Source organism: Streptantibioticus parmotrematis (assembly GCF_019890615.1).
Taxonomy (GTDB): domain Bacteria; phylum Actinomycetota; class Actinomycetes; order Streptomycetales; family Streptomycetaceae; genus Streptantibioticus_D; species Streptantibioticus_D parmotrematis.
Genome location: NZ_JAINVZ010000022.1, coordinates 96,768 through 119,997 on the forward strand (window position 1 = coordinate 96,768; position 23,230 = coordinate 119,997).

A 23,230-nucleotide genomic window follows, 5' to 3' on the forward strand; every position below is an offset into this window, starting at 1 on the left:
CGGGGTGTGCGCGGGGCGCTCGGGGCGCCGGTCGGCGCGGTTGCCGCTCACCTGGGTGGCGTCTGTGTGATGATCTACCGGTCCGGTGGACGGGGATCGGAGGCGCGCTCATGGCATGGCTGCTGGTCGTGGTGGCCGGACTGCTGGAGACCGGGTTCGCGGTCTGCCTCAAGCTCTCCCACGGCTTCACCCGGCTGTGGCCGACCATCGCCTTCGCGTGCTTCGCGCTCGGCAGCTTCGGGCTGCTGACGCTGTCGCTGCGCAAGCTGGACGTGGGCCCGGCGTACGCGGTGTGGACGGGCATCGGCGCGAGTGGCACGGCGATCTACGGGATGATCTTCCTGGGCGACACCGTCAACGTGCTGAAGATCGTCTCGATCACGCTGGTCATCGCGGGCATCATCGGCCTGCCGCTGTCGGGCGCCACCCACTAGGGCGTACGCGGGAGGGCGCGCCGTGAAGGCTGATTCGCCGGGGGCTACGACGTCGGCCGCAGGGCCTCGCGGGTCAGGGCGGTCGCGGCGCGCACGACGCCGGCCACCGCCTCCTGCGCGTCGAGCCGGAGCAGATCGGTCAGGGTGAAGACGGCTTCGGCGCTGATGACCACCGACAGGCTCCGCTTCAGCTGCTCCAGCGCGGCGGCGTCGAGGGTGTCCGCGACCGGCGCGAGCGCGTGGTCGATCAGGCCGAGGCGCAGGGCGGGGCGGGCCGGGACGTCCTCGGGCCGGGTGACGGTGGCGGCGATCATGGCGCGGGCGGCGCCCTGGTTGACCAGCACCGTGCGGGCCAGGTGCTCGGCCGCGGCGGCGACGCGTTCGACCGGGTCGGTGACGTCGGCGACGCGGGCCAGCGCCTCGGCCGGGGTCGGCCACTGCCCCGCCATCGCTTCCCGCAACAGGCTGGCCAGGTTGGGGAAGTAGCGGTAGGCCGTGGCCTCGGAGACCAGGGCGGCCCTGGCGACCTCGGGCATCGTGACGTCCCGCCCGTCGCGCATCAGCTCGGAGGCGGCCCGCAGGATCGCGGTGCGCGTCCGCAGTCTCTGGTTGGCGCGGCCGCCCGTACCCGGCTGCGACGCCTGGTCGCTTCGTTGCTGCATGCCCTCACTCTAGCAAGTCGACCCCAGTAATGAGAGAGCACTTGCATGAACGCGTCCGGATGCCTACATTCGTGAGAGTCAGCTCTCACGAATGGCAGGAGCAGGGCATGGACGCCGACGCACCCCTCGCCTCCCCCGACACGGAGGTCTCTCTCGTGACCCGGGACGGCGGCGAGGTCATCGACCTGGGAACGGCCCGCATCAGGGTCCTGGAGGACGGCGCCACCACCGCGCACCGCCTCGGCATCGCCGAGATCACCGTCCCCCCGCACACCGAGGGACCGCCGCAGCACCGCCACGCCCAGCACGACGAGGGCTTCTACGTGGTCTCCGGCGCCGCCGTCTTCACCGTCGGCGACACCGTGCACGAGGCGCCCGCCGGAACGCTGGTCATGGTCCCGCCCGGCGCCCCGCACACCTTCGCCAACCCGGGCGACCAGCCGCTGGTGATGATCAACACCTTCACACCGGACCTGTACGTCCAGTACTTCCGCGACCTGCGCGCCATGATCGCCGGCGGCGGCGCGATGACCCCGCGGGCGGTCACCGAGGTGATGAGCCGCTACGCCACCACTTCCGCGGGCGGGGAGGCCGGATGACGCGAGAGCGGCAATCCCCTTCCCGTACGCACGACGACAAGGAACGCCCCGCCATGACGACTTCGGCCCCCGCCTCCACCACCCGCGTGATCGACCTGCGCGACGGCCTGAGCATCACCCTCCAGGACCTCGGCGACCCCGCTGCCACCACCGGCGTGCTGATGCTGCACGGCGGCGCCGGGCCGCGTTCGATGGGCGGCTTCGCCGCGGCGGTCTCCCGGCACGCCCGCGTCGTCGTCCCCACCCACCCCGGGTTCGACGGCACGCCCCGGCCGGAGTGGGCCGACTCCGTCGCCGATCTCGCCGTCGCCTACCTCGACCTGCTCGACGAACTCGGCCTGCGCGACGTGCTGGTGGCCGGCAGCTCGGTCGGCGGGTGGATCGCGGCGGAGATGGCACTGCGCGACACCGGCCGCCGGATCGGCCGCCTGGTGCTGCTGGGTGCGACGGGCATCGCGCCCGAGCCCCCGCTGGAGTTCGCCGACCCGGCCGCGATCGGACCGGTCAGGACCGGTGAACTCGCCTTCCACGACCCCGCGTTCCGCCCCGACCCGGCCACGCTCGGCGAGGACCAGAAGGCCGTGATGGCCGCCAACCAGCGCGCCCTGGCGGTCTACGCGGGCGACCCGTTCTGCCACGACCCGAAGCTGCGCGGCAGGCTGCACCGGGGCACCGTGCCCGTGCTGGTGCTCGCGGGCGAGCAGGACGGCATCGCACCGTTCGCCTACCAGCGCACGCTGGCCTCCGCGTTCCCACGGGCGACGTTCCGGCCGGTGGCCGAGGCCGGGCACTTCCCGCACATCGAGCAGCCGGAGGTGGTCCTGGAGGCGATCGGCGCCTTCGCGGACGCGGAACGCGAGTCCCCGGCGCACTGACGGCTGTCGCGGCGGACGTGGCGCGGGCGGGCGCGAAGATGATGGGATGCGCCGCATGGACGAGATCACCATCCGGCGCGCGACCGCCGACGACGTCACCGCCATCGTGGCGCTGCTGGCCGACGACACGCTCGGCGCGAGCCGCGAGACCCCGGACGACCCCGCCCCGTACCTGACCGCGTTCACCGCGCTGGACGCGGACCCGGCGCAGACGCTGCTGGTGGCCGAGCGCGACGGCGACGTGATCGGCACCGCGCAACTGACCTACATCCCCGGCCTGTCGCGGCGCGGCGCCACCCGGGCGCAGATCGAGGCGGTGCGGATCGGCGAGGCGGCGCGCGGCACCGGACTGGGCTCGCGGCTCATCGAGTGGTGCGTGGCGCGCTCGCGCGAACACGGCTGCACGCTGGTGCAGTTGACGTCCGACGTGACCCGCCTCGACGCCCACCGCTTCTACGAGAAGCTGGGGTTCGAGGCGACCCACATCGGGTTCAAGCTCACGCTGCGCTGAGGCACCACGCCGTCAGGCGGGGGCGGCGATGACCTCGCGTTCCCGGGGGAAGTGGCAGGCCGTCACGTGGTCGGCGGCCTGCGGGAGCGCCGCCGGGACCTCGTCCTGGCAGCGGGCCCGGTCGGCCTCGGGCAGGGCGGCGTACACCGGGCAGCGGGAACGGAAGCGGCAGCCGGTCTGCCGCGTGGTCGGCGACGGGGGGTCACCGGCCAGCAGGACGCGGGCCCTGCGGCGTTCCGCGACCGGGTCGGGCAGCGGCACGGCGGACAGCAGCGCCTGGGTGTACGGGTGCCGGGCGTGGCCGAAGACCCGCTCGACGTCGCCGGCCTCGACGGTGCGGCCGAGGTAGACGACGCTGACCCGGTCGGCGATGTTGCGCACGACGGACAGGTCGTGGGAGACGAAGAGGTAGGACAGGCCGAGTTCGGCCTTGAGGCGGTGCAGCAGGTTGAGCACGCCCGCCTGCACCGAGACGTCCAGCGCGGAGACCGGTTCGTCCAGCACGAGCAGGTCGGGCTTGACGGACAGGGCGCGCGCGATGCCGACGCGCTGGCGCTGCCCGCCGGAGAACTCGTGCGGGAAGCGCTCGGCGTGTGCCGCATCGAGGCCGACCTGGCGCAGCAACTCCGGTACGGCGAGGGCGGCTTCGGCCCGGGAGGCGCCTTGCGCGCGCAGCGGTTCGGTGACGATGTCGCCGACCGTCATGCGCGGGTCGAGGCTGGCCATCGGGTCCTGGAAGACGATCTGCACCCGGGAACGCAACGCGGCGACCTGACGCTTCGTCAATTGATCGACGGGGCTGCCGAGCAGTTCCACGGTGCCGCTCTCGGGGGCGGTCATGCCGAGGATCTCGAACAGCGTGGTGGACTTCCCCGAGCCGGACTCGCCGACCAGCGCGAGGGTCTCACCGCGCCGGATGTCGAGGTCCACGCCGTCGACCGCGTAGACGCTGCCGACCCTGCGCTTGAACGCGACGCCCTTGAGCAGCGGGAAGGTCTTGGTCAGCCCCTCGACGCGCAGCACCTGATCGCGTTCGGCACGCTCGACGCGGGCGGGCTCGGGCAGTTCGGGCACCGGGAAGACATCGGCGGGCGCGGCGCCGACGAGGGCGTCGGAGCGCAGGCAGGCGGCGAGGTGGTCGCCGTCCCCGGCCGGGGCGAGCGCGGGCTCGGCCTGACGGCAGGCGTCCTCGGCGAGCGGGCACCGGGGCGCGAAGGCGCACCCGGAGGGCAACGCGCCCGGGCTGGGCGGAGCGCCGGGGATCGGCACGAGCGCCCGGCGGGTCGTGCGCGCCACGGGAACGAGGGCGTCACCGTCCTCGGACGCGGGCCCGTCGTCAGAGGGCCCCGCCTCCACGATGGCCTCCGTTCCCACGACGGCCTCCGTCTCAGCGACAGCCCGCGTCTCCGCGACAGCCTCGGTCGCCGTCTCCGCGAGGGCTTCCGCCTCCTCCCCGGTCACCACCTCCAGCCCGTCGAGCCGGGGCACGGCGCCGATCAGCGCCAGCGTGTACGGCATCCTCGGGGTGGCGAACAGCGCCTGGACCGGCGCGGTCTCCACCACCCGCCCCGCGTACATCACCGCGACCCGGTCGGCCTGCCCGGCGATGACCCCCAGGTCGTGGCTGACCAGGAGCATCGCCGCGCCCGTCTCGCGTTGCGCGGTGCGCAGCACGTCCAGCACCTGGGCCTGGATCGTCACGTCCAGCGCGGTGGTCGGCTCGTCGGCGAGGATGACGTCGGGGTCGTTGGCGACCGCCATCGCGATCATCGCGCGTTGCCGCATGCCGCCGGAGAACTCGTGGGGGAACGCGTCGGCGCGCGCCTTCGGCTCCGGGATGCCCACCAAGTCCAGTAGTTCCACGGCCTGTTCACGGGCCGCGGCCCGGGTGACGTCGCGGTGCGCGCGGATCGCCTCCGCGATCTGGTCGCCGATGCGGTAGACCGGGGTGAACGCGGACAGCGGGTCCTGGAAGACCATGGCGATGCGGCTGCCCCGCAGGCGGGACAGGGTGGCGTCGCCCGCGCCGACGAGCTGTTCGCCGTCGAGCCGCACGGAGCCGGTCGCGGTCGCGGTGGGCGGGAGCAGGCCGAGGATCGCCAGCGCGACCGTGGACTTGCCCGAGCCGGACTCGCCGACCAGGCCGAGCACCTCGCCGCGGCGCAGCGTCAGGTCGACGCCGCGTACCGCCTCGACGCCGTCGAACGCGACGCGCAGGCCGCTCACGTCCAGCACGGGCGCGGCCGACTCGTCCCGCGCCGCGATCCGGTGGTGGTCCAGCGCGGTCATCGCCGCCCTCCCTTGCGCCCGCGGCCGCCACCGGCCGTGGGGTCGATCGCGTCGCGCAGTCCGTCGCCGACGAGGTTGACCGCCAGCACGAACAGCACCAGCAGTCCGGCGGCGAAGAAGAACATCCACGGGTAGGTCACGGCCGAGGGCGTGCCGTCCGCGATGAGGGTGCCCAGTGAGACGTCCGGCGGCTGCACGCCGAAGCCGAAGTACGACAGCGCGGTCTCGCTCATCACCGCGCCGCCCACCGCGATGGTCGCGTCGATGATGAGGAAGGACGCCACGTTGGGCAGGACGTGCCGCAGGATGACGCGGAACGGCCCGACGCCCATGTAGCGCGCGGCCCGTACGAACTCCCGCTCGCGCAGTGAGATGGTCATCGATCGCACCACCCGGGCGGTGATCATCCAGCCGAAGACGGCGAGCAGTCCGACGAACGCCAGCCATCCGCCGCTGCGCAGCCGGGGCGAGATGATGGCGATGATCAGGAAGCTGGGGAAGACCAGCAGCAGGTCGACGGCGAACATCAGCAGCCGGTCGGTCCAGCCGCCGAAGTACCCGGCGCAGGCGCCCACCAGGGAGGCCAGCACGGTGGAGAACAACGCGACCAGCAGCCCGATCAGCAGCGACTTCTGGAGCCCGCGCACGGTCTGGGCGAAGACGTCCTGTCCGATCCCGTTGGTGCCGAACCAGTGGCGTGCGGACGGTGGTTGGCGCAGCGCGGTGTAGTCGATGGCGTCGTACGACCAGTGGGTGACGTACGGTCCGGCGAACGCCATCAGGAAGAGCGCCACCAGGACGACGGCTCCGGTCAGCGCGCCCTTGTTGCGGACGAAGCGCCGGGCGACGACGCGGGCGCGCGAGGCGGCGGGCCGCTCGGCGACGGCCTCGGCGTCGACGAGGACGGCGGGGGTGGTGGTCGTGGTCATGGGGGTGTCTGGACTCCTCAGGCGTGCCGGACGCGCGGGTCGAGCGCGGCGTGCAGCAGGTCGGCGAGGAAGCCGGACAGCAGCACCACGACGGCGGCGAAGACGTTGACGGCGACGACGGAGTTGACGTCGTTGTCGTTGATGGAGCTGATGAACCACTCCCCCATGCCGTGCCAGCCGAAGATGGTCTCGGTGAAGGTGGCACCGGTGAACAGGGCGAGGAAGCCGTAGGAGAAGAAGGTGGACATCGGGATGAGCGCGGTGCGCAGCCCGTGCCGCAGCAGCGCGGTGCGCCGGCGCAGTCCCTTGGCGCGGGCGGTGCGCAGGTAGTCGGAGCCGAGCACGTCGAGCATGGTGCTGCGCTGGTAGCGGCTGTAGGAGGCGATGGCGAACAGCGCCACGGAGATGGTCGGCAGCAGCAGGTGCACCGAGCGGTCCTTCAGCACCGTCCAGAACCCGCCGCCGAGTCCCGGGGTGGACTCGCCGGTGAACTGGATGACGTGCGTGCCGGTGGTGTTGTTGAACCAGATCGCCCCGGTCTTCAGCAGCACCGCCAGCAGGAAGACCGGCGTGGACAGCAGCGCGAACGAGGCCAGCGTCACCACGCGGTCCGACAGCCGGTACTGCCGTACCGCCGTCCAGGCGCCGACCAGCACGCCGAGCACGGTGCCGATGATCGTCCCCGCGAGCAGCAGCCTCAGGCTCACCCCGAGCCGCCGTCCGAACTCGGCGTTGACGGAGGTGCCGTCGATGGTCTTGCCGAGGTCGCCGTGCAGGGCGCGCACGGCCCAGTGGCCGAAGCGGTCCATCAGCGGCGTGTGGTCGTTGACACCGATCGCGGTGAGGTGGGCGTCGACGGCGGCCGGCGAGATGGGCGGCTGGCGGCCCGCGTAGTAGGCGCGCGGGTCGAGCGCGACGGACGCCAGCAGGTACGACAGGCAGATGGCGACCACCAGCAACACGACGTAGTAGCCGAGCCGCTTGGCCAGATAGACCCCCAACGGTGGCCGCCTTCCTGTGCGTTGGGGCCTCGGCCCCGATGTGTCGCGTCCGGTGCGCGGTGCGCGGTGTCCGTGCTGCGGGCACGCGTGGCGCGCCGTTCAGCATGATCGCTCCCTATTGCGACAGTGTGAAGAGCCCATGACAATGTTCCGCGGTACCTGCCTCAGCGGCGGAGCGCGTTCTACGGTCTGCCGAGCCATGCCCACCGGCCCACGAACCGACGAAGGACGCACCCGTCATGCGCAGATCCACCATCCTCGCCCTCGCGGCCACCGCGACCGCCTCCCTCGTGCTGTCGGGGTGCGGTGGGTCCTCGGGCGGCTCGTCGGACGGCAAGCAGCAGGTGGCCGTGGCCGACGTCAACTCCCGTCCGCTCAGCGACATCAAGCAGGGCGGCACGCTGCGGATCGCCATCGAGCAGTGGATCGAGCAGTACAACTCCAACACCGCCGACGGCGCGCAGGGCGACGCCTCCGAGATCACGGCGGACGTCGAGCCGGTGCTGTTCCGCACCGACGAGCACGGCGTGCCGCAACTCGATCCCGACTACCTGGTGTCCGCCCAGGTGACCTCGACCTCGCCGCAGGTCGTCACGTACCAGCTGAACCCCAAGGCCCGCTGGTCCGACGGCACGCAGCTGAGCTGGCGCGACTTCCAGGCCCAGTGGAAGGCGCTCAACGGCAGCAACTCCGCCTACCAGGCCGCCGACACCTCCGGCTACGACCAGATCTCCGGCGTGGCGCAGGGCGCGAACGCCCAGCAGGTCAAGGTCACTTTCAGCTCCCCCTACGCGGACTGGCAGCGGCTGTTCACCCCGCTCTTCCCGGCCGCCGCGTACTCCACACCGCAGGAGTTCAACAACGGCTGGACGCAGAAGATCCCGATCACCGCGGGCGCGTTCCGCATCTCGCAGTACGACAAGACCGACCAGACGCTGACGCTCACCCCCGACCCGAAGTGGTGGGGGACCAAGCCCAAGCTCAACTCCCTCGTGTACCGGGCGATGGCGCAGACCGCGATCACCGACGCGTTCCTCAACGGGGAGATCGACGAGGCGCAGGCCGAGGACCCGGACGACTACCGGCGGCTGGTGAAGGACAAGGACGCGCAGATCGACACCGGTTCGCGCTGGGACGAGGTGCACGTCACGATCAACGGCGCGCACGGGCCGCTCAAGGACGTGCGGGTGCGCCAGGCGATCGGCGAGGCGATCAACCGGCAGGCCACCGCGGACGCCTTCGGCTCCGGACTGCCGTACAAGGTCAACCTGTTGGGCAACCACTTCTTCATGCCCAACCAGCAGGGCTACCAGGACAACGCGGGCGTCTACGGCAAGTTCGACCCGACGGCGGCGGGCAAGCTGCTGGACGAGGCGGGCTGGAAGGACAACGGCGCGGGCAAGCCGCGGACCAAGGGCGGCCAGAAGCTGGAGGTGGGCTACCTGCTGAGCGCGGGCTCACCGCAGACCACGGTGGACACCGCGCAGTTGATCCAGCAGATGCTCGGCCAGGTCGGCATCAAGGTGGACATCCAGAAGGTGCCGGACAACGACTTCTTCGACAAGTACGTCAACCTCGGCAACTTCGACCTGGTGAGCTTCCGCAACACCGACTCGATGTACCCCTCGACGCTGGTGTCCACCTACCAGCAGCCGCAGGGCAAGAACCTCTTCCAGAACTTCGGCTCGGTCGGCTCCCCGCAGATCGACGCGCTGCTGAAGCAGGCCGCGGGTACGACGGACAAGACGAAGGCGGAAGCGCTCTACAACCAGGCGGACAAGCTGATCTGGCAGGCCGGCAACTCGGTCGAGCTGTTCCAGCGCCCGCAGGTCGACGCGGTCCGCAAGGGCCTGGCCAACTACGGCGCGTCCGGTCTGGTCAACTTCACCGACTACGCGAAGGTCGGCTGGGTGAAGTAGCCGCGGCGTCCGGGGCCCGCCCGGCGGCGGCGCGCGTAGCCGCGGGGCGGGCCGGATCGCTACTGTTCACCGCATGCCGGACTTCTACGACGACCTGCGCCTCGCCCACATCCTGGCCGACGCCGCCGACTCCGTGACGATGGCGCGGTTCAAGGCGCTGGACCTGAAGGTCGAGACCAAACCGGACATGACGCCGGTCAGCGAGGCGGACAAGGCCGCCGAGGAGCTGATCCGCAGCCAGTTGCAGCGTGCCCGGCCCCGGGACGCGGTGCTGGGCGAGGAGTTCGGCACCGAGGGCGGCGGCGCGCGCCGCTGGATCGTCGACCCGATCGACGGCACCAAGAACTACGTGCGCGGCGTGCCGGTGTGGGCGACGCTGATCGCGCTGTCGGTACGCGGCGAGGGCGGCCCGGAGGGCGACGACGGGGTGGTCGGGCTGGTCTCGGCGCCCGCGCTGGGCCGCCGCTGGTGGGCGTCGAAGGGCGGCGGCGCGTACACCGGCCGCAGCCTGTCGTCGGCGACCCGGCTGAAGGTGTCCGGGGTGGACCGGCTGGCGGACGCGTCGTTCTCGTACTCGTCGCTGACCGGCTGGGAGGAACGCGGCCGCCTCGACGCGTTCCTCGGCCTGACCCGGGCCTGCTGGCGCACCCGGGCGTACGGCGACTTCTGGTCGTACATGATGGTCGCCGAGGGCGCGGTGGACCTGTGCGCCGAGCCGGAACTGAGCGTCTGGGACATGGCCGCGCCGTCGGTCGTGGTCCGCGAGGCGGGCGGCCGCTTCACGTCGCTGGACGGCGTCCCCGGCCCGTACGGGGAGAACGCGGCGGCGTCGAACGGCCTGCTCCACGAGGACCTGCTGGCCCGCCTGAGCAGGGGGCCCGCGGCGCGCTGAGGAAGGTCGTGGCGGACCCGGGGCGATCGCGCTCCCGAGCGCCCCTTGCCGCACCCCTTGTGCCCATGTGAAAATGAAAGCCGAGCGGCTTGTGAACATGTGAAGCCGTGACGGCTCTTCCTCAGGGGTAGCCCATGCTGGTCCGCGACGCGATGACCACGGTAGTCCTCACCATCGGCCCCACCCACACGCTGCGTCAGGCGGCGGCCCTGATGTCGGCCCGCCGGGTCGGCGCGGCGGTCGTGCTCGACCCCGACACCTGCGGCCTGGGCATACTGACCGAACGCGACATCCTCAACGCGATCGGCCTGGGCCTAGACCCCGACCGCGAACCGGCGCACGCCCACACCACGACGTCGGTGGTCTTCGCGGCCCCGGGCTGGACCCTGGAGGAGGCGGCGACCGCCATGGTCCGAGGCGGCTTCCGCCACCTGATCGTGGTCAAGGACGAGTCCCCGGTGGGCATGGTCTCGGTCCGCGACATCATCCGCTGCTGGACCAAGGCCAGGCACACGGCGACCCCGGAGCAGGCGGCGTTGGTGTAACGAGGGCGGGGCCCCAGGGGCCACAATCCCCGAGCAGGGGCCCAGGGGGCGCAGCCCCTGGGCAGGCGACTCCCATGCACGCGCCGCGTCGCAGGGGCCCAGGGGGCGCAGCCCCCGGCCCGGCCACCCCCGCGCACGCGCCGCGTCGCAGGGGTCCAGGGGGCGCAGCCCCCGGGCAGGGGCGTGGGGGCGCAGCCCCCACGAACACCGTCCCCCACCCGAAAGCGCACACCTCTGAGGGGACCGGAGCCGCGGGCTCCGGTCCCCTCATACGGCAAACGACGTCAGCCGCGGAGGGCCTGGACCGCCGCCTCCAGTCGCTTGCCGTAGTCCTCGTCCGCCTCGCGGAAGTTGTCGATCGCGCGCCGCGCGATGTCCTCGCGCGAGACCTTGGCGATGAACTGCGCGAGGTTGTCGACCAGGCGCCCCTTCTCGTCCTCCGACATCAGCCGGTACAGGGTGCCCGCCTGGCCGAAGTCGTCGTCCTCGGCGTGCGAGGGCGCCTCGGTGTCGCCCGTGACGCCGGTGACCGCGACCGGCTCCCACAGCGCGCGGCCGGTCTCGGCCGGACCGCCGAAGCTGTTGGGCTCGTAGTTCTTCTCCCCGCCGTGCCGTCCGTCGTACAGGAAGCCGTCGCGCGCGTGGGTGCGGGCCCGCGTCGCGTGCGGCTGGTTGACCGGCAGGTGGTCGGCGTTAATCCCGACGCGGTAGCGGTGCGCGTCGCCGTAGGCGAACAGCCGCCCCTGGAGCATCTTGTCGGGCGACGGGCCGATGCCGGGCACGAAGTGCGCCGGGGAGAAGACCGACTGCTCGACCTCGGCGAAGACGTTGCGCGGGTTGCGGTTGAGCTCCAGCCGGCCGATCTCGATCGGCGGGTAGTCCTCGTGCGGCCAGACCTTCGTCAGGTCGAACGGGTTGAAGCGGTAGCCGGGCGCGTCCGCGACGGGCATGATCTGCACCTGCACGGTCCAGCTCGGGAACGCGCCGCGTTCGATGGCCTCGCGCAGGTCGCGCTGGTGGCTGTCGGGGTCGAGCCCGGAGGTCTCGGCCGCCTCGGAGGTGGTGAGGTTCCGGACGCCCTGGTCGGTCTTGAAGTGGTACTTGACCCAGAAGGCCTCGCCCGCCTCGTTGCTCCACTGGTAGGTGTGCGAGCCGTAGCCGTTCATGTGGCGGTAGGACGCCGGGATGCCGCGGTCGCCGAAGAGCCAGGTGACCTGGTGGGTGGATTCCGGGCTCAGCCCCCAGAAGTCCCAGACGTTGTCCGCCTCCTGGGAGCCGGTGTACGGGTCGCGCTTCTGGGTGTGGATGAAGTCGGGGAACTTGATGGCGTCCTTGACGAAGAACACCGGCGTGTTGTTGCCGACGAGGTCGTAGTTGCCGTCCTCGGTGTAGAACTTCAGCGCGAAGCCGCGCGGGTCGCGCACCGCGTCGGCCGAGCCGAGGTTGCCGGCCACCGTCGAGAAGCGCGCGAAGACCTCGGTCTCCTTGCCGACCTCGGACAGGAAGCGCGCCCGCGTCCACCGGCTCACGTCACGGGTGACGGTGAACGTGCCGTACGCGCCCGCGCCCCGGGCGTGCACGACGCGCTCGGGGATGCGCTCGCGGTTGAAGTGCGCCAGCTTCTCCAGCAGTGACTGGTCCTGGACCAGCACCGGACCGCCGGGACCGGCCGTCTGGCTGTTCTGGTTGTCCGCGACCGGGGCTCCCGCCTCGGTGGTCAGCGGACCGTCCTGGTGAACCGTCACGTGAAGTCTCCCTGCTGTGCGTCCTGTCCCTCGGCTGTCGCCAGAACCGATCCTACGATAGACAGAGTCCAAGTCAAGATGAGACCCATCTCCGGACTGGATCGCGACTCGTACCAAATCGCGTCCCATACGGATTCGGAGTCCGGATATCGCACTGTTAGGCTGGTGTCCATGAGTGACCTGCTGGAACGACTTCGCGGACGCGGCTGGCGGCTGACCGCACAGCGCCGGGTGGTCGCCGAGGTGCTCGACGGGGACCACGTCCACCTGACCGCGGACGAGGTGCACGCGCGAGCCGCCTCGCGCCTTCCCGAGATCTCCCGGGCGACGGTGTACAACACGCTGGGCGAGCTGGTGACCATCGGCGAGGTCATCGAGGTCGCGACCGACGGGCGGGCCAAGCGCTACGACCCGAACGCGCACCGCCCGCACCAGCACCTGGTCTGTTCGCGCTGCGGCGCCATCCGCGACGTGCATCCCGCGGGCGACCCGCTGGCCGACCTGCCCTCCAGCGAACGCTTCGGCTTCACGGTCTCCGACGTCGAGGTCACCTACCGCGGCCTGTGCCCGGACTGCGTCACGGCCTGACGACCGTCAAAGCCTGACGCCCCGGGCACCCCCGCGCCCGGCAGCTCATCGCCGCCCGCGCAGCGCCCGCGTGACCGCGTCGCGGTCGGCCTGGGCGAGCGGCGCCCGCCGCAGCAGCCGTTCCACCTCTCGCGTCCGTACGTGTGCCGTCCGTACGCGCTCCTGCGGCGGCGCGTCGTCCCCGTTCGGCTCGCGCAGCCAGGTGTGGACGCGTGCCCTGGCGCTTGTCGCGACCTGCGGCCGGGCGTCGCACGCCGCCCGCAGCAGCAGCTCCAGCCGGTCGAGGCGGTCCAGTGCCTCCGTCGCGCGCAGCGCCGCCCGCCACACCGGCGACTCGGGCCGCTCCAGCGCCGTCCGCAGCGTCGCGGGGTCGGCCGTCCCGGTGGCGGCCAGCGCGTCCAGTGCCTCACGTGCCACGCCCGCCGCCGGATCACCGGCCGCCGCCCGCAGCACCCCGGCCACGTCGGGGCCCGGGCCCTGCCCGCGCGCGTCGGGCGCCTCGCGCGGCCGCCGGGGGCGCGGCGGGGGCCCGGCGGCCAGCCTGCCGAGGGCGCGGACCGCCGCGCGGCGGATCACCGGCGCCCACGAGGGGTCCTCGGCGAGCACGGCCAGCATGGGCAGGTCGGCCGCGTCCCCGCACTCCCCCAGGCCCGCGGCGAGTCCGGCGACCAGCCGGGGGTGCGTGGTGCGGCCGCAGCGGCGCAACTGCCTGCGGTAGACCTCGACCGGGGGCTCGCCGCGCCGGTAGAGCTTCCAGCGGGCCTGGGCGCGCACCGTGCGGGAGCGGTCGGCGAGCGGCGCCACCAGCCGGGCGGCGGGCACGTCGTCGGGCAGCGCGGCCACCGCCAGCTCCCGCACCCCCGCCGACCGCGCCCACATCAGCCGTCCGGCCTGGTCCGGGTCGAGGTCGAGCAGTGCCTGCGCGCACAGCTCGCGGCAGACCTGGTCGTGGTCGTGCAGCGCGGCGCGGGCCAGGTCGCCGCGGACGTACTCGCCGAGTTCGAGCGCGAGCGCCATGCCGAACCGCCGGGCGTACGGGTCGGGTTCCGCGGCCAGGCGGCGCACGGTGCGGCGGCGTTCGGGCTCCGCGAGCACCGCCCGGTAGGCGGCCAGCGCCTCGCCCGCCCGGCCGCGCCGCTCCAGCCGGGCCAGCACCCGTACCGCGGCGGCCGCCTCGTCGGGCGCCACGTGGGCCAGCAGCGCGGCCACCGCGCGGTCGCGTACCGCGGGCACCCAGTCGTCGGCGCGCAGGGCCAGCGCCACCGCGGCGATCGGGCCGCCCGCCCGGGCCAGGCGTTCGACGGCGTCCTGCCGGCGGCGGCCGTCGCGGTCGAAGGAGTCCAGGAGCAGCCGCAGCGGTTCTCCGTCGCGGGCGGTCGGCGACGGATGACCGCGGGCACCCGCGCGGGGCGTGACGAGGGTGGCGGCGGGACCGGCCGGGCCCGGGCCGGGGCGGGTTGACGGGTCGCGGGCCGCGCGGTCGAGATCGAGCCACAGTTCCGGGGGCGCGTGCAGCAGTTCGGCCAGCGCGGCGGCGCGGTCCTCGTCACCGCCGGTGGCCGCACTCGCGCGCAGGGCGGTCAGCAGGGTGGCGACGGACGCAGGACGGCCGGTCGCCGCCGATCCGCGCAGCGCCCGCCAGCGGCCGCTGTCCGCCGCGCCGGGTCCGGAGGCCCGGCGGCGCAGCGCCGTTCGCGCCTGCCCTCTGCGCAGCACTTCCGCCTCCGCCGCTCCCACGCCGCTCCCGGAGTTCCAGAATCGCCCAGCTCGGGCCGCCTTCCAAGGGAGTTTGCTCGCCTTTGCCCAGGCCATACCGGTCCTCTACCGAAGACTGGTTCGAGTCGGCGGGGTGCGCCGTATTCTGGACGGCGTTGTCCCCACAGCGACAGCACAGCGAGCTGAGGGAGGTGCGGGGTGGGCCGGCGCAGGCGGACGCGGATCGCGTTCCTGACGGCGGCGGCTGTCCTCGCCGTCGCCGCCGGACTCGTGGAGTACGCCCCGCACGTGGTGGCGCTGGCCCAGCAGCCCAAGCACCGCGCCGCCCCGGCGACGGCCGACCCCACGCCGCCGGACGACTGGAACCGCAAGGGGACGTACCTGGGCGCCGGGCAGGCGTATCCGTCGGTGGTGCGGCTGCTGGCCAGTGACTCCACCCCGACGTGCAGCGGCACCGTGGTGCACAGCCCCGGCGGCGACATCGTGATCACCGCGGCCCACTGCGTGTTCGCCGACGGCTCGTACAACACCGGTCTGTCGGTGGCGCCGGGCACGACCGGCGGCAGCAACCCGCACGGCACCTGGCAGGTCGACCGGATCTGGGTGGACCCGCATTACACCGACAACCACGACGAGGACTACGACTACGCGTTCCTGCGCGTGACGCGGTCCGACGGGGCCCGCATAGAGGACGCGGTCGGCGCCAACACGCTGGTGACGAACCTGCCGTACCACCTGACGTCGGTGACCACGACCGGCTACCCGGACGACGACAACCCGGGCGACGCGCAGCTGACCTGCGCCATGGACGTCTACCGCTCCCCGGCGCAGCCGAACTACCGCGAGATGCACTGCGACGGCTACACCACCGGCGTCTCCGGCGGCCCGTGGGTGCTGCTGAAGCCGGGGGCCAGGACCGGTGAGCTGGTGGGCATCGTCGGCGGCTTCAACGGCGGCGGGCCCTCCGACGACGACCCGCACACGAACGCGATCTCCTACAGCCCCTACTTCACGGCGGCGACGAAGTCGCTGCTGGCGGAGGCGGTCGCGGGCCAGGGCGGCCAGGCGGGCCACTGACAGCGCTGACAGCGCTGACAGCGGCGGCGATACCCGTGGAACGAAAAGCGGTGAGGCCCGGAACCTTGCGGTTCCGGGCCTCACCGTTCAGTAGCGGGGACAGGATTTGAACCTGCGACCTCTGGGTTATGAGCCCAGCGAGCTACCGAGCTGCTCCACCCCGCGTCGTTGTGGCTCCACTGTAGACGACGCGTTCTGAGCAGTGCAAATCCGTTGTCCAGGTCAGACCGTCCGGCCGACAGGCGGTCAGGCGGTCAGCTCCTGGCGCAGGGCGTCCGCCAGCCGGGCCGCGCGTTCGGCGACCTCGGCGGGGCCGCACTCGACGGCCCGCGCGCACCACGTCCTGGCGTCGTCCAGCGCGCCGCGCCGGGCGGCCAGCAGGGCCAGGCGCAGCGCGGCCCGGCCGTGACCGCGTTCGGCGGCGCGCCGCCACCACAGCGCGGCCTCCGGCTCGCTGCCCTCGCGGGCCAGCAGCAGCCCGAGGTTGAACGCGCCGTCCCGGCTGCCCGCCTCGGCGGCCAGCCGGTACCAGCGGGCGGCGTCCACGGTGTCGCCGCGGCGGGCGGAGCGCATGCCCAGCCGCACCTGCGCCCTGCGGTGGCCGTGCCGTGCGGCTCGCTCGTACCACTCCTCGCACTCCTCGCCGTCCTGGTCCAGGACGGTGCCGAGGCGGAACGCGGCCTCCGCGCTGCCGCCGCCGGCCGCCCGGCGCAGGTGCTGCTCGGCGGCCGGCGCGTCGCCGTCGCGTTGCAGGGCGATGCCGACCTGGAGTGCGGCCTCGGTGTGGCCCTCGGCGGCGGCCCGCCGGTACCAGCCGAGCGCCGCCTCGTGCTCGTCGCGGCCCGCGCACAGGATGCCGAGGTTGAACGCGGCGTCCACGCTGCCGGCCTCGGCGGCCTTGGAGAACCACGGCTCGGCGCCCGCCGCGTCGCCCTGCTGGAGCAGCTGGACGGCGAGCGCGTTGGCGGCCTCGCGGTGACCGGCGTAGGCGGCGCGGCGGTACCACTGCTCGGCCTGGGCGGTGCGGCCGCGGGCGGCGCACAGCAGGCCGAGGTTGTAGGCACCGTTGTCATCGCCCGCTTCGAGCGCGACGCGGTACCAGCGCTCGGCGGTCTGCGTCTCGCCCTCCTGGGCGTGCAGCGCGCCCAGCGCGTTGGCGGCCCGGCCGTCGCCGTCGAGGGCGGCGCGCCGCCACCACTCGGCGGCGCCGTCCACGTCGCCCTCGTCGCGCAGCAGGAAGCCCAGCGCGCAGGCGGCCTGCGGCTCGCCGTCCCTGGCGGCCGTCAGGTACCAGCGGGCGGCCTCCTTCAGCTCGCCGCGTTCCTCCAGCATGGTGCCCAGGCGCAGGGCGGCGACGCGGTGGCCGCGGGCGGCGGCCTGCCGGTACCACTGCTCGGCCTCGGCGCTCTCGCCGCGCTCGGCGCAGTACCGGGCGACGCGGTGGATCGCCTCGCGGTGGCCCTGTTCCGCGGCGGCCCGGTACCAGCGCTCGGCGCCGACGTCGCGGCGGTGCTCCAGCAGCTGGGCGAGGGCGTACGCGCCGAGGGCGTGGCCGGACTCGGCGGCCTGGCGCAGCCAGTACTCGGCGCCGGGTTCGTCGCCGCGCTCGCGGTGGTGGCGGCCGAGCGCGTGGGCGGCGGCGGCGCTGCCCGCGACGGCGGCGACCCGCCACCAGCCGGCGGCCTCGTCGGCCAGACCGCGCTGGTGCAGCAGCACGCCCAGGTTGTTGGCGGCGGCCCGGTCGCCCGCGGCCCCGGCGGCGCGCAGGTAGGGCTCGGCCGCGTCCACGTCGCCGCGACGCAGCAGCAGCGTGCCGAGCAGGCTGCCGGCACCCGCGTCCCCCGCGTCCGCGGCGCGCCGATGGCGGGCCTCCAGCTCGGCTTCCTCACGGGCCGTCAGCATGTCGTCGTCGAGGACGACGGTCTCAACCGGCTGGTCGGACACGGTTGTTACGCTCGCGCCGCGGTTCGGCGGACGAGCTTGCAGAACTTTCGCACCATCCCCCATGGGATCCATCGTCGCACCACCCGCAACCGGCGTACACCTGGTATACCGCAGCCTGTGAGGTCTCTACAGCGTTTTGTCGACTTCCCGACACAACGACATGGCAAACAACGGCGGTTGGGGTCTTTCTCGTCCGCATCCCCGTTCGAACACGCTCCGGGGCCCGCGCCCGGTTCCGCACCAGCCCCCGCACCAGTCCGCACCCGTTCCGCACATGGGGAAGGCCCGGAGTCCCTGGGGACTTCCGGGCCTTCCCTCTCCAGTAGCGGGGACAGGATTTGAACCTGCGACCTCTGGGTTATGAGCCCAGCGAGCTACCGAGCTGCTCCACCCCGCGTCGTTGTGCGGCAACCGTACCACGACGCGGGAGTTGTCCCCCACTTCGGCCGTATGCGGCGTTCTACGACGTCGGGGCGGGTGTGCCGGTGTCCGACGCGGCGCCGCTGGCCCGGCGGAGCGCCTCGCCGAGCTGCCGCTGCGCGGTGCCGTACGCCGTCCAGTCGCCGGCCTTGAGCGCCTTCTGCCCGGCGTCGTACGCCCGTTGGGCGTCGGCGAGTGCCTGCCGCACGGCTTGGGAGGCGCCGGTGGCGGCGGGCGGCGGGGTGCCGGAGGTGGTGGTGCCGAACAGGTCGTCGAGCGACCGGCCGAGGGTGTCGTCGAGCGCGGTGCGGTTCCCGTAGGCCACCAGCACCTTCTTCAGCAGCGCGGCGTCGGCGCCCGCGCCGCGCACGTAGACCGGCTCGGCGTACAGCATCCCGCCGTCCAGCGGCACGGCCACCTGCTCGCCGTACTCGACGTCGGAGCCGCCGCGGCGCAGGGCACCGATCTGCGCGGCGACCCCGGTGTCGGTGGTCAGGCGGTCGTGCACCTGCGCGGGTCCTGGCCCGGCGCCGCCCGCGGGCGTCCGCAGCAGGGTGAGGGTGCCGTAGCCGGGGCTGGTCGCGTCGGAGTCGACGGCGAGGTAGCCGCCGAGGGTGGTGCGGCCCGCGGGGGTCAGGGGGCTGGTGAGGCTGTAGCGCTGGGTGGTGCTGCCGGGCAGGCGCACGTCGAGGTAGGTCGGCTGGATCCCGCCGGAGCCCTTTTTCGCCGGGTCGTCGGGGACCCGCAGCTCCTGGTCGCCGCTGAAGAAGTCGGCGGCGTCGGTGACGTGGTAGCGGGTCAGCATCTGCCGCTGCACGGTGAACAGGTCCGTCGGGTAGCGCAGGTGGGACACGAGGTCGGCGGGTATCGCCGACTTGGGCCGCACGGTGCCGGGGTAGGCGCGCATCCACGTCTTGAGGACCGGGTCGGTGGTGTCCCACTGGTAGAGCCGGACCTGCCCGGTGTACGCGTCGACGGTCGCCTTGACCGCGTCGCGGACGTAGTCGACCTGACCGCCGGAGGCGGCGGTCGTGCCGTCGGAGTCGTCCCCGTCGGCGGCCGGGTCGCCCAGGGTGGTGCGGGAGGAGTACGGGTAGTCGTCGCTGGTGGTGTAGCCGTCGACGATCCATTCGAGGTGGCCGCCGACCACCGCCGGGTACGGGTCGCCGTCGACGGTCAGCCAGGGGGCGACCGCCCGCACCCGCTGCTGGGGAGTGCGGTCGTACAGGATGCGCGAGTTCTTGTCGACGTCGGAGTACAGCAGTCGCGGCTGGCCGAGCTGGATGGCGTACGCGGCGCGGGTGAGCGGGTCGGCCAGGCTCACGCCGCTGCCGCCGGTGTAGTGGTAGCCCTTGCCGCCGGGCCCCGCCGTCTCGTCCAGCTCTGGGGTGGGGCCGCCCACGATGGCGTACTGGGTGGTCTGCTCGCCGTAGTAGACGCGTGGCTGCGCGAGGGTGTCCGCGCCGGTGCCGCCCGTGGTGAAGACGGGGGCGCCGGTGTCGGTGGTCGTGTCGGCGTCGGCGGTGACGAGCCCGTAGCCGTGGGTGTAGCGCAGGTGGTCGTCGACCCAGTCGTCGCGCGGCACCGCGTCGGGGTTCAGCTCGCGCACGCCGACGACCGTCTCGCGTTCCGTGCCGCCGGAGGCCGGCGTGCGGCCGACGGACAGCGGCGAGTCGAACGCGTAGGAGCCGCTGCCGGCCTGCGCCTGCTGGAAGGCGGGGGCGGTCAGGTCCGGGTCGAGCAGCGGCACGTCGGCGGCGCCCGCGGCGTCCGCGCGCAGTTTCGTCGCGGAAACCGACGACGCGGCGGTGCCGGGGTAGGCGGTCTCCTTGGTGGTGGCGATGCCGTAGGCGGCGCGGGTGGCGTCGATGTTCTTCTGCAGGTACGGCGCTTCCTTGGCGGCCTCGTCGGGCTGCACCTGGAACTTCTGCACGATCGCCGGGTACAGCCCGCCGATGAGGATCGCGGAGAGCGCCATCAGGCCCAGGCCCAGCACCGGCAGGCTCCAGGTGCGCCGCCACAGGGTCGCGAAGAACAGCAGCGCGCAGATGATCGCGATGCAGCACAGGATGGTCTTGGCGGGCAGGTAGGCGTCCGCGTCGACGTACCGCAGCCCGCTCCAGCCGGGCACCGCCGCGAAGCCGCCGCCCTTCACGGCGAGCCCGTAGCGGTCCAGCCAGTACGCGACCGCCTTGAGCGACAGGAACAGCCCCATCAGCACCGACAGGTGGCCGGTGGCGGCGGCGGTGGCGCGGGCACCGCCGGGGGTGGTCAGCCGCAGCCCGCCGTACAGGTAGTGGGTGAGGGCCGACACCATCAGGCACAGCAGCACGGCGGCGAACCCGAAGCCGAGCAGGAAGCGGTACCAGGGCAGGTCGAAGGTGTAGAACGACACGTCCAGGCCGAAGCGCGGGTCCTTGGTGCCGAACGGCACCGCGTGCTCGTACAGCAGCCAGGTGCGCCACTGCCCGGCGGCCGACGCCCCGGCGATCAGCCCGACCACCGCGCACACGGCCACCAGCAGCCAGGTGCGGAACGGGGCGATGCCCAGCCGGTAGCGGTCCAGGCTCTCCTGTTCCGCGGACATCGCGCCCAGCGGCGGGCGCAGCCGGTGCGCCAGGTGCACGTTCAGCCCGACGGCGACGGCCATGACCAGGCCGAAGACGGTGAACAGCCCGAGCCTGGCCCGGCAGGTGACGGTGAAGACCGAGGTGAAGCGCACCGACCGGTACCACAGCCAGTCGGTCCAGAAGCCGGAGAACATCACGAACGCCATGCCCAGCACGGCGAGGGCGCCGAGGGTCACGAACAGCGCCCGCACCCGCCGTGACGTTCCGCCCACGGCCGACGCGGGCCCCGTCGGGCCCTCCTCGCGATCGGGCATGTGGAAAGCCAAGGCGCGCACCTCGAAACGTCGGCGAACAGGCGTGCCGCACGGCCTCCCGTACGGCGTCCGGGTGCGGACACCCACCCATGCCAACTTACTCAGGGCTGACGCGGTTCCCGTTCCGGGTGACCGGGAGGGCAGGATGGTCCCCATGTCCAACACTCCCGCTGCCCCCGGCGACGGCACCCCGATCGCCGCCACCCCCCTGACCCGCGCCGTTCTGGAGATCGACGACTACGCCTCGGGCCTCGGCTGGGACCAGCCCGCGCGGCTGTTCGCCCTGGTCGACACCGAGCGGCTGCGCTCCCAGGAGCCCGCGCTGAGCGAGCAGCTCGGTCTGGAGGACGGCTCCGAGACCGGTGCGCTCACCCCGGTCGAGCAGGACGAGATCCCCGCGGGGGCGCCGCTGGACGAGTTCCTGGCGACGATCGCCTGGCCGGACGTGGTGGCGGGCTGCGCGCTGGCGGTGGAGCGGCTGATGCTGCCGCCGAGCGCGGAGGCGTCGATGCCGCGGGACCTGGACGACGAGGCGCTGGCCGCGTGGGTCGCGCAGCACCCCGAACGCCAGGAGGTGCGGCTGACGGTGGGCGTGCTGCGCGACGGCACCCGGGAGTCGGCGATCCGGCTGCGCGAGAAGGACTCGGCGCGCGAGGTCCTGACCGGCTCGGAACTGGTGCCGGGGCTGGCGGAGGCGCTGCGGGCGACCTTCGAGGAGTAGGCCCGGCTGTCTTCGGTACGCGGTGAGGGCCCGCGCGGATCGTCCGCGCGGGCCCTCACCCGTACCGTGAGCGTGCCGCCGTCAGCCCCTGGCGCGGCGTCAGCCCTTGGTGCAGCTCGGCAGGGCGGACAGCTTGCCCTCGCGGATGTCGGTCAGGGCGTTGAGCGAGTCGTTGAGCGTGGCGACCTCGACCAGGCGGATGCCGGAGGGCGGGTTCTGGGACGCCTCCGCGCAGTTGTCCTTGGGCGTCAGGAAGTACTTGGCGCCCGCGTCGTGCGCCGCGATGATCTTCAGCGGGATGCCGCCGATGGGGCCGACGGTGCCGTTGTCGTCGATGGTGCCGGTGCCCGCGACGAACTTCCCGCCGGTCAGGTCGGTCGGCGTGAGCTTGTCGACGATGCCGAGGGAGAACATCATGCCCGCGCTCGGCCCGCCGACGTTGGCGAGCTGGATGTTGATCGGGAACGGGTAGGTGTGCGCCGTCTGCGCCTGGATGCCGACGATCGCGCGGCTGTTGTCGGACGCCTTGGCGGTGCGCACGGTGACCTGCTGGGTGGCGGCGCCCGAGGTGCCCGCGTTCTTCGCCGGGATGACGGTGAACACCACGTCCTGGCCCGGCTTGTGCTTGGTGACCAGCTTCGCGACGTCGCCGGGCTGGGTGACGGCCGTGCCGTCGACGGCCTTGATGACGTCGCCCGCGTGCAGCTTGCCCTCGGCCGGGTCGCCCTTGACGACGGCGCCGACGACGACCTGCGAGCCGACCGGGAGGTGCAGGGCCTTCAACGCGGCGACCTTCGCGCTGTCCTGGGACTGGCTGAACTCCTCCGCGTCCTCCTGGTTGGCCTGCTGCGCGGTCTGGTTGTCCGGGTAGAGCGTGGAGTGCGGCACGACCACGTCGTCGTCGGACAGCCAGCCGGCGACCGCCTCGACCAGGTTCATGGTGTAGTCGGAGCCGGTCACCCGGACCGTCGTCATGTTGAGGTTGCCGGACGTCGGGTACGTCTTGCGGCCCGAGATCTGCAACACCGGCTGCCCGTCGTTGTCGCCGAGGGTGTTGACGGTGGGTCCCGGGGACATCTCGGAGTACGGCACGGGGATCAGCACCCCGACGCACAGCAGCGCTATCAGCAGCAGCGTCGAGGTCAGCAGGGTCGCGGTCCGGCGTGGCATGGCACGACAGTACGGGACCTGCCTGTCAACGCGCCCGCGGGGTGAGCCCGTCAGGGTTGCCGGGCCCGGACCGGCTCGTTCAGGCCTGGTCGGGGTCGGGATCGCCGGCGGTCGACGACTTCGCCATCGCCTCGCGGAAGCGCTCGTACCCGGCGAGCGAGTCGTTGTCCCCCGCCTTCTTGCGGTTGCGCCCGGCCCAGCCCGCCCACAAGGTGGCGGTGACCACGCCGATGACCGGGATCAGCAACCACGCCAACGCCGCCATACCGGCCTCCCGACGACAACCCGCACACGTACCGAAGCAGGACC

Annotated in this window: 20 protein-coding genes and 2 tRNA genes; 10 read left to right on the top strand and 12 right to left on the bottom strand. The window is 73.0% G+C overall.

Annotation, left to right across the window (positions count from 1 at the left end):
• Window positions 1-110 precede the first annotated feature (110 nt).
• Complete coding sequence (locus K7472_RS25855) at window positions 111-434, top strand: DMT family transporter (RefSeq protein WP_222980959.1); 324 nt, start codon at window positions 111-113, stop codon at window positions 432-434.
• Between the two features lie 44 nt (window positions 435-478).
• Here the strand turns inward: K7472_RS25855 and K7472_RS25860 are convergent, their stop codons facing one another.
• Window positions 479-1,096, bottom strand: a complete 618-nt coding sequence (locus tag K7472_RS25860) for a TetR/AcrR family transcriptional regulator (RefSeq protein ID WP_222980960.1) — start codon at window positions 1,094-1,096, stop codon at window positions 479-481.
• 107 nt (window positions 1,097-1,203) lie between these two features.
• On the opposite strand from K7472_RS25860, the gene K7472_RS25865 reads away from it, so the two are divergent.
• From K7472_RS25865 to K7472_RS25875, 3 genes are read left to right on the top strand one after another with little or no spacing between them, the layout of a single operon-like run.
• Entirely contained in the window at window positions 1,204-1,695 is a 492-nt protein-coding gene (locus K7472_RS25865; RefSeq protein WP_222980961.1) for a cupin domain-containing protein, read from the top strand.
• Between the two features lie 53 nt (window positions 1,696-1,748).
• Complete coding sequence (locus K7472_RS25870) at window positions 1,749-2,570, top strand: alpha/beta fold hydrolase (RefSeq protein ID WP_222980962.1); 822 nt, start codon at window positions 1,749-1,751, stop codon at window positions 2,568-2,570.
• 55 nt (window positions 2,571-2,625) lie between these two features.
• Window positions 2,626-3,081 carry a GNAT family N-acetyltransferase gene (locus K7472_RS25875; RefSeq protein WP_222980963.1) on the top strand — a complete coding sequence of 152 codons (456 nt, stop codon included), beginning with the start codon at window positions 2,626-2,628 and terminating at the stop codon, window positions 3,079-3,081.
• Window positions 3,082-3,093: 12 nt separating this feature from the next.
• Here the strand turns inward: K7472_RS25875 and K7472_RS25880 are convergent, their stop codons facing one another.
• The 3 genes from K7472_RS25880 to K7472_RS25890 are packed head-to-tail and all read right to left on the bottom strand — an operon-like array spanning window position 3,094 to window position 7,300.
• Entirely contained in the window at window positions 3,094-5,370 is a 2,277-nt protein-coding gene (locus K7472_RS25880; RefSeq protein ID WP_222980964.1) for a dipeptide ABC transporter ATP-binding protein, read from the bottom strand.
• Complete coding sequence (locus K7472_RS25885; protein WP_222980965.1) at window positions 5,367-6,299, bottom strand: ABC transporter permease; 933 nt, start codon at window positions 6,297-6,299, stop codon at window positions 5,367-5,369. Before K7472_RS25885 ends, K7472_RS25880 begins: the two co-directional genes overlap by 4 nt.
• Window positions 6,300-6,316: 17 nt before the next feature.
• A complete protein-coding gene (locus K7472_RS25890) occupies window positions 6,317-7,300 on the bottom strand; it encodes an ABC transporter permease (protein WP_222980966.1) in 984 nt (327 codons plus the stop codon).
• Window positions 7,301-7,539: 239 nt separating this feature from the next.
• Between K7472_RS25890 and K7472_RS25895 the strand changes: the two genes are divergently transcribed.
• From K7472_RS25895 to K7472_RS25905, 3 genes are all read left to right on the top strand, one after another.
• Window positions 7,540-9,219 (top strand): ABC transporter family substrate-binding protein, encoded by a 1,680-nt coding sequence (locus tag K7472_RS25895; protein WP_222980967.1) that lies wholly within the window; start codon window positions 7,540-7,542, stop codon window positions 9,217-9,219.
• Window positions 9,220-9,292: 73 nt separating this feature from the next.
• Window positions 9,293-10,111, top strand: coding sequence for a histidinol-phosphatase (gene hisN, locus K7472_RS25900; RefSeq protein ID WP_222980968.1), 819 nt, complete (start codon window positions 9,293-9,295; stop codon window positions 10,109-10,111).
• 134 nt (window positions 10,112-10,245) lie between these two features.
• Window positions 10,246-10,656, top strand: a complete 411-nt coding sequence (locus K7472_RS25905; RefSeq protein WP_222980969.1) for a CBS domain-containing protein — start codon at window positions 10,246-10,248, stop codon at window positions 10,654-10,656.
• A gap of 284 nt (window positions 10,657-10,940) precedes the next feature.
• On the opposite strand, the gene K7472_RS25910 is transcribed toward K7472_RS25905, so the two are convergent.
• Window positions 10,941-12,401, bottom strand: a complete 1,461-nt coding sequence (locus K7472_RS25910) for a catalase (protein WP_308014090.1) — start codon at window positions 12,399-12,401, stop codon at window positions 10,941-10,943.
• Between the two features lie 171 nt (window positions 12,402-12,572).
• Between K7472_RS25910 and K7472_RS25915 the strand changes: the two genes are divergently transcribed.
• A complete protein-coding gene (locus K7472_RS25915; RefSeq protein WP_222980971.1) occupies window positions 12,573-12,989 on the top strand; it encodes a Fur family transcriptional regulator in 417 nt (138 codons plus the stop codon).
• Between the two features lie 45 nt (window positions 12,990-13,034).
• Here K7472_RS25915 and K7472_RS25920 read toward each other — a convergent pair whose 3' ends face one another.
• Entirely contained in the window at window positions 13,035-14,726 is a 1,692-nt protein-coding gene (locus tag K7472_RS25920; RefSeq protein WP_222980972.1) for a hypothetical protein, read from the bottom strand.
• Window positions 14,727-14,903: 177 nt separating this feature from the next.
• Here K7472_RS25920 and K7472_RS25925 point away from each other — a divergent pair, with 177 nt between their 5' ends.
• The gene (locus tag K7472_RS25925; protein WP_222980973.1) at window positions 14,904-15,782 is read left to right on the top strand and encodes a trypsin-like serine peptidase; all 879 of its coding nucleotides are present in this window, start codon (window positions 14,904-14,906) and stop codon (window positions 15,780-15,782) included.
• A gap of 91 nt (window positions 15,783-15,873) precedes the next feature.
• On the opposite strand, the gene K7472_RS25930 is transcribed toward K7472_RS25925, so the two are convergent.
• From K7472_RS25930 to K7472_RS25945, 4 genes are all read right to left on the bottom strand, one after another.
• Window positions 15,874-15,947: transfer RNA gene (locus K7472_RS25930), tRNA-Met, on the bottom strand.
• A gap of 81 nt (window positions 15,948-16,028) precedes the next feature.
• Window positions 16,029-17,684 carry a tetratricopeptide repeat protein gene (locus K7472_RS25935; RefSeq protein ID WP_252396259.1) on the bottom strand — a complete coding sequence of 552 codons (1,656 nt, stop codon included), beginning with the start codon at window positions 17,682-17,684 and terminating at the stop codon, window positions 16,029-16,031.
• A 365-nt stretch (window positions 17,685-18,049) separates the two neighbouring features.
• A tRNA-Met gene (locus tag K7472_RS25940) sits at window positions 18,050-18,123 on the bottom strand.
• Window positions 18,124-18,186: 63 nt separating this feature from the next.
• Window positions 18,187-21,030 (bottom strand): UPF0182 family membrane protein, encoded by a 2,844-nt coding sequence (locus K7472_RS25945; RefSeq protein WP_222980975.1) that lies wholly within the window; start codon window positions 21,028-21,030, stop codon window positions 18,187-18,189.
• Window positions 21,031-21,184: 154 nt separating this feature from the next.
• Between K7472_RS25945 and K7472_RS25950 the strand changes: the two genes are divergently transcribed.
• Window positions 21,185-21,751 (top strand): PPA1309 family protein, encoded by a 567-nt coding sequence (locus tag K7472_RS25950; protein WP_222980976.1) that lies wholly within the window; start codon window positions 21,185-21,187, stop codon window positions 21,749-21,751.
• A gap of 99 nt (window positions 21,752-21,850) precedes the next feature.
• On the opposite strand, the gene K7472_RS25955 is transcribed toward K7472_RS25950, so the two are convergent.
• Together K7472_RS25955 and K7472_RS25960 are read right to left on the bottom strand one after the other, a co-directional pair.
• The gene (locus tag K7472_RS25955) at window positions 21,851-22,921 is read right to left on the bottom strand and encodes a YlbL family protein (RefSeq protein ID WP_222980977.1); all 1,071 of its coding nucleotides are present in this window, start codon (window positions 22,919-22,921) and stop codon (window positions 21,851-21,853) included.
• Window positions 22,922-23,000: 79 nt separating this feature from the next.
• Window positions 23,001-23,186, bottom strand: coding sequence for a hypothetical protein (locus K7472_RS25960; RefSeq protein WP_222980978.1), 186 nt, complete (start codon window positions 23,184-23,186; stop codon window positions 23,001-23,003).
• Between the last annotated feature and the right edge of the window lie 44 nt (window positions 23,187-23,230).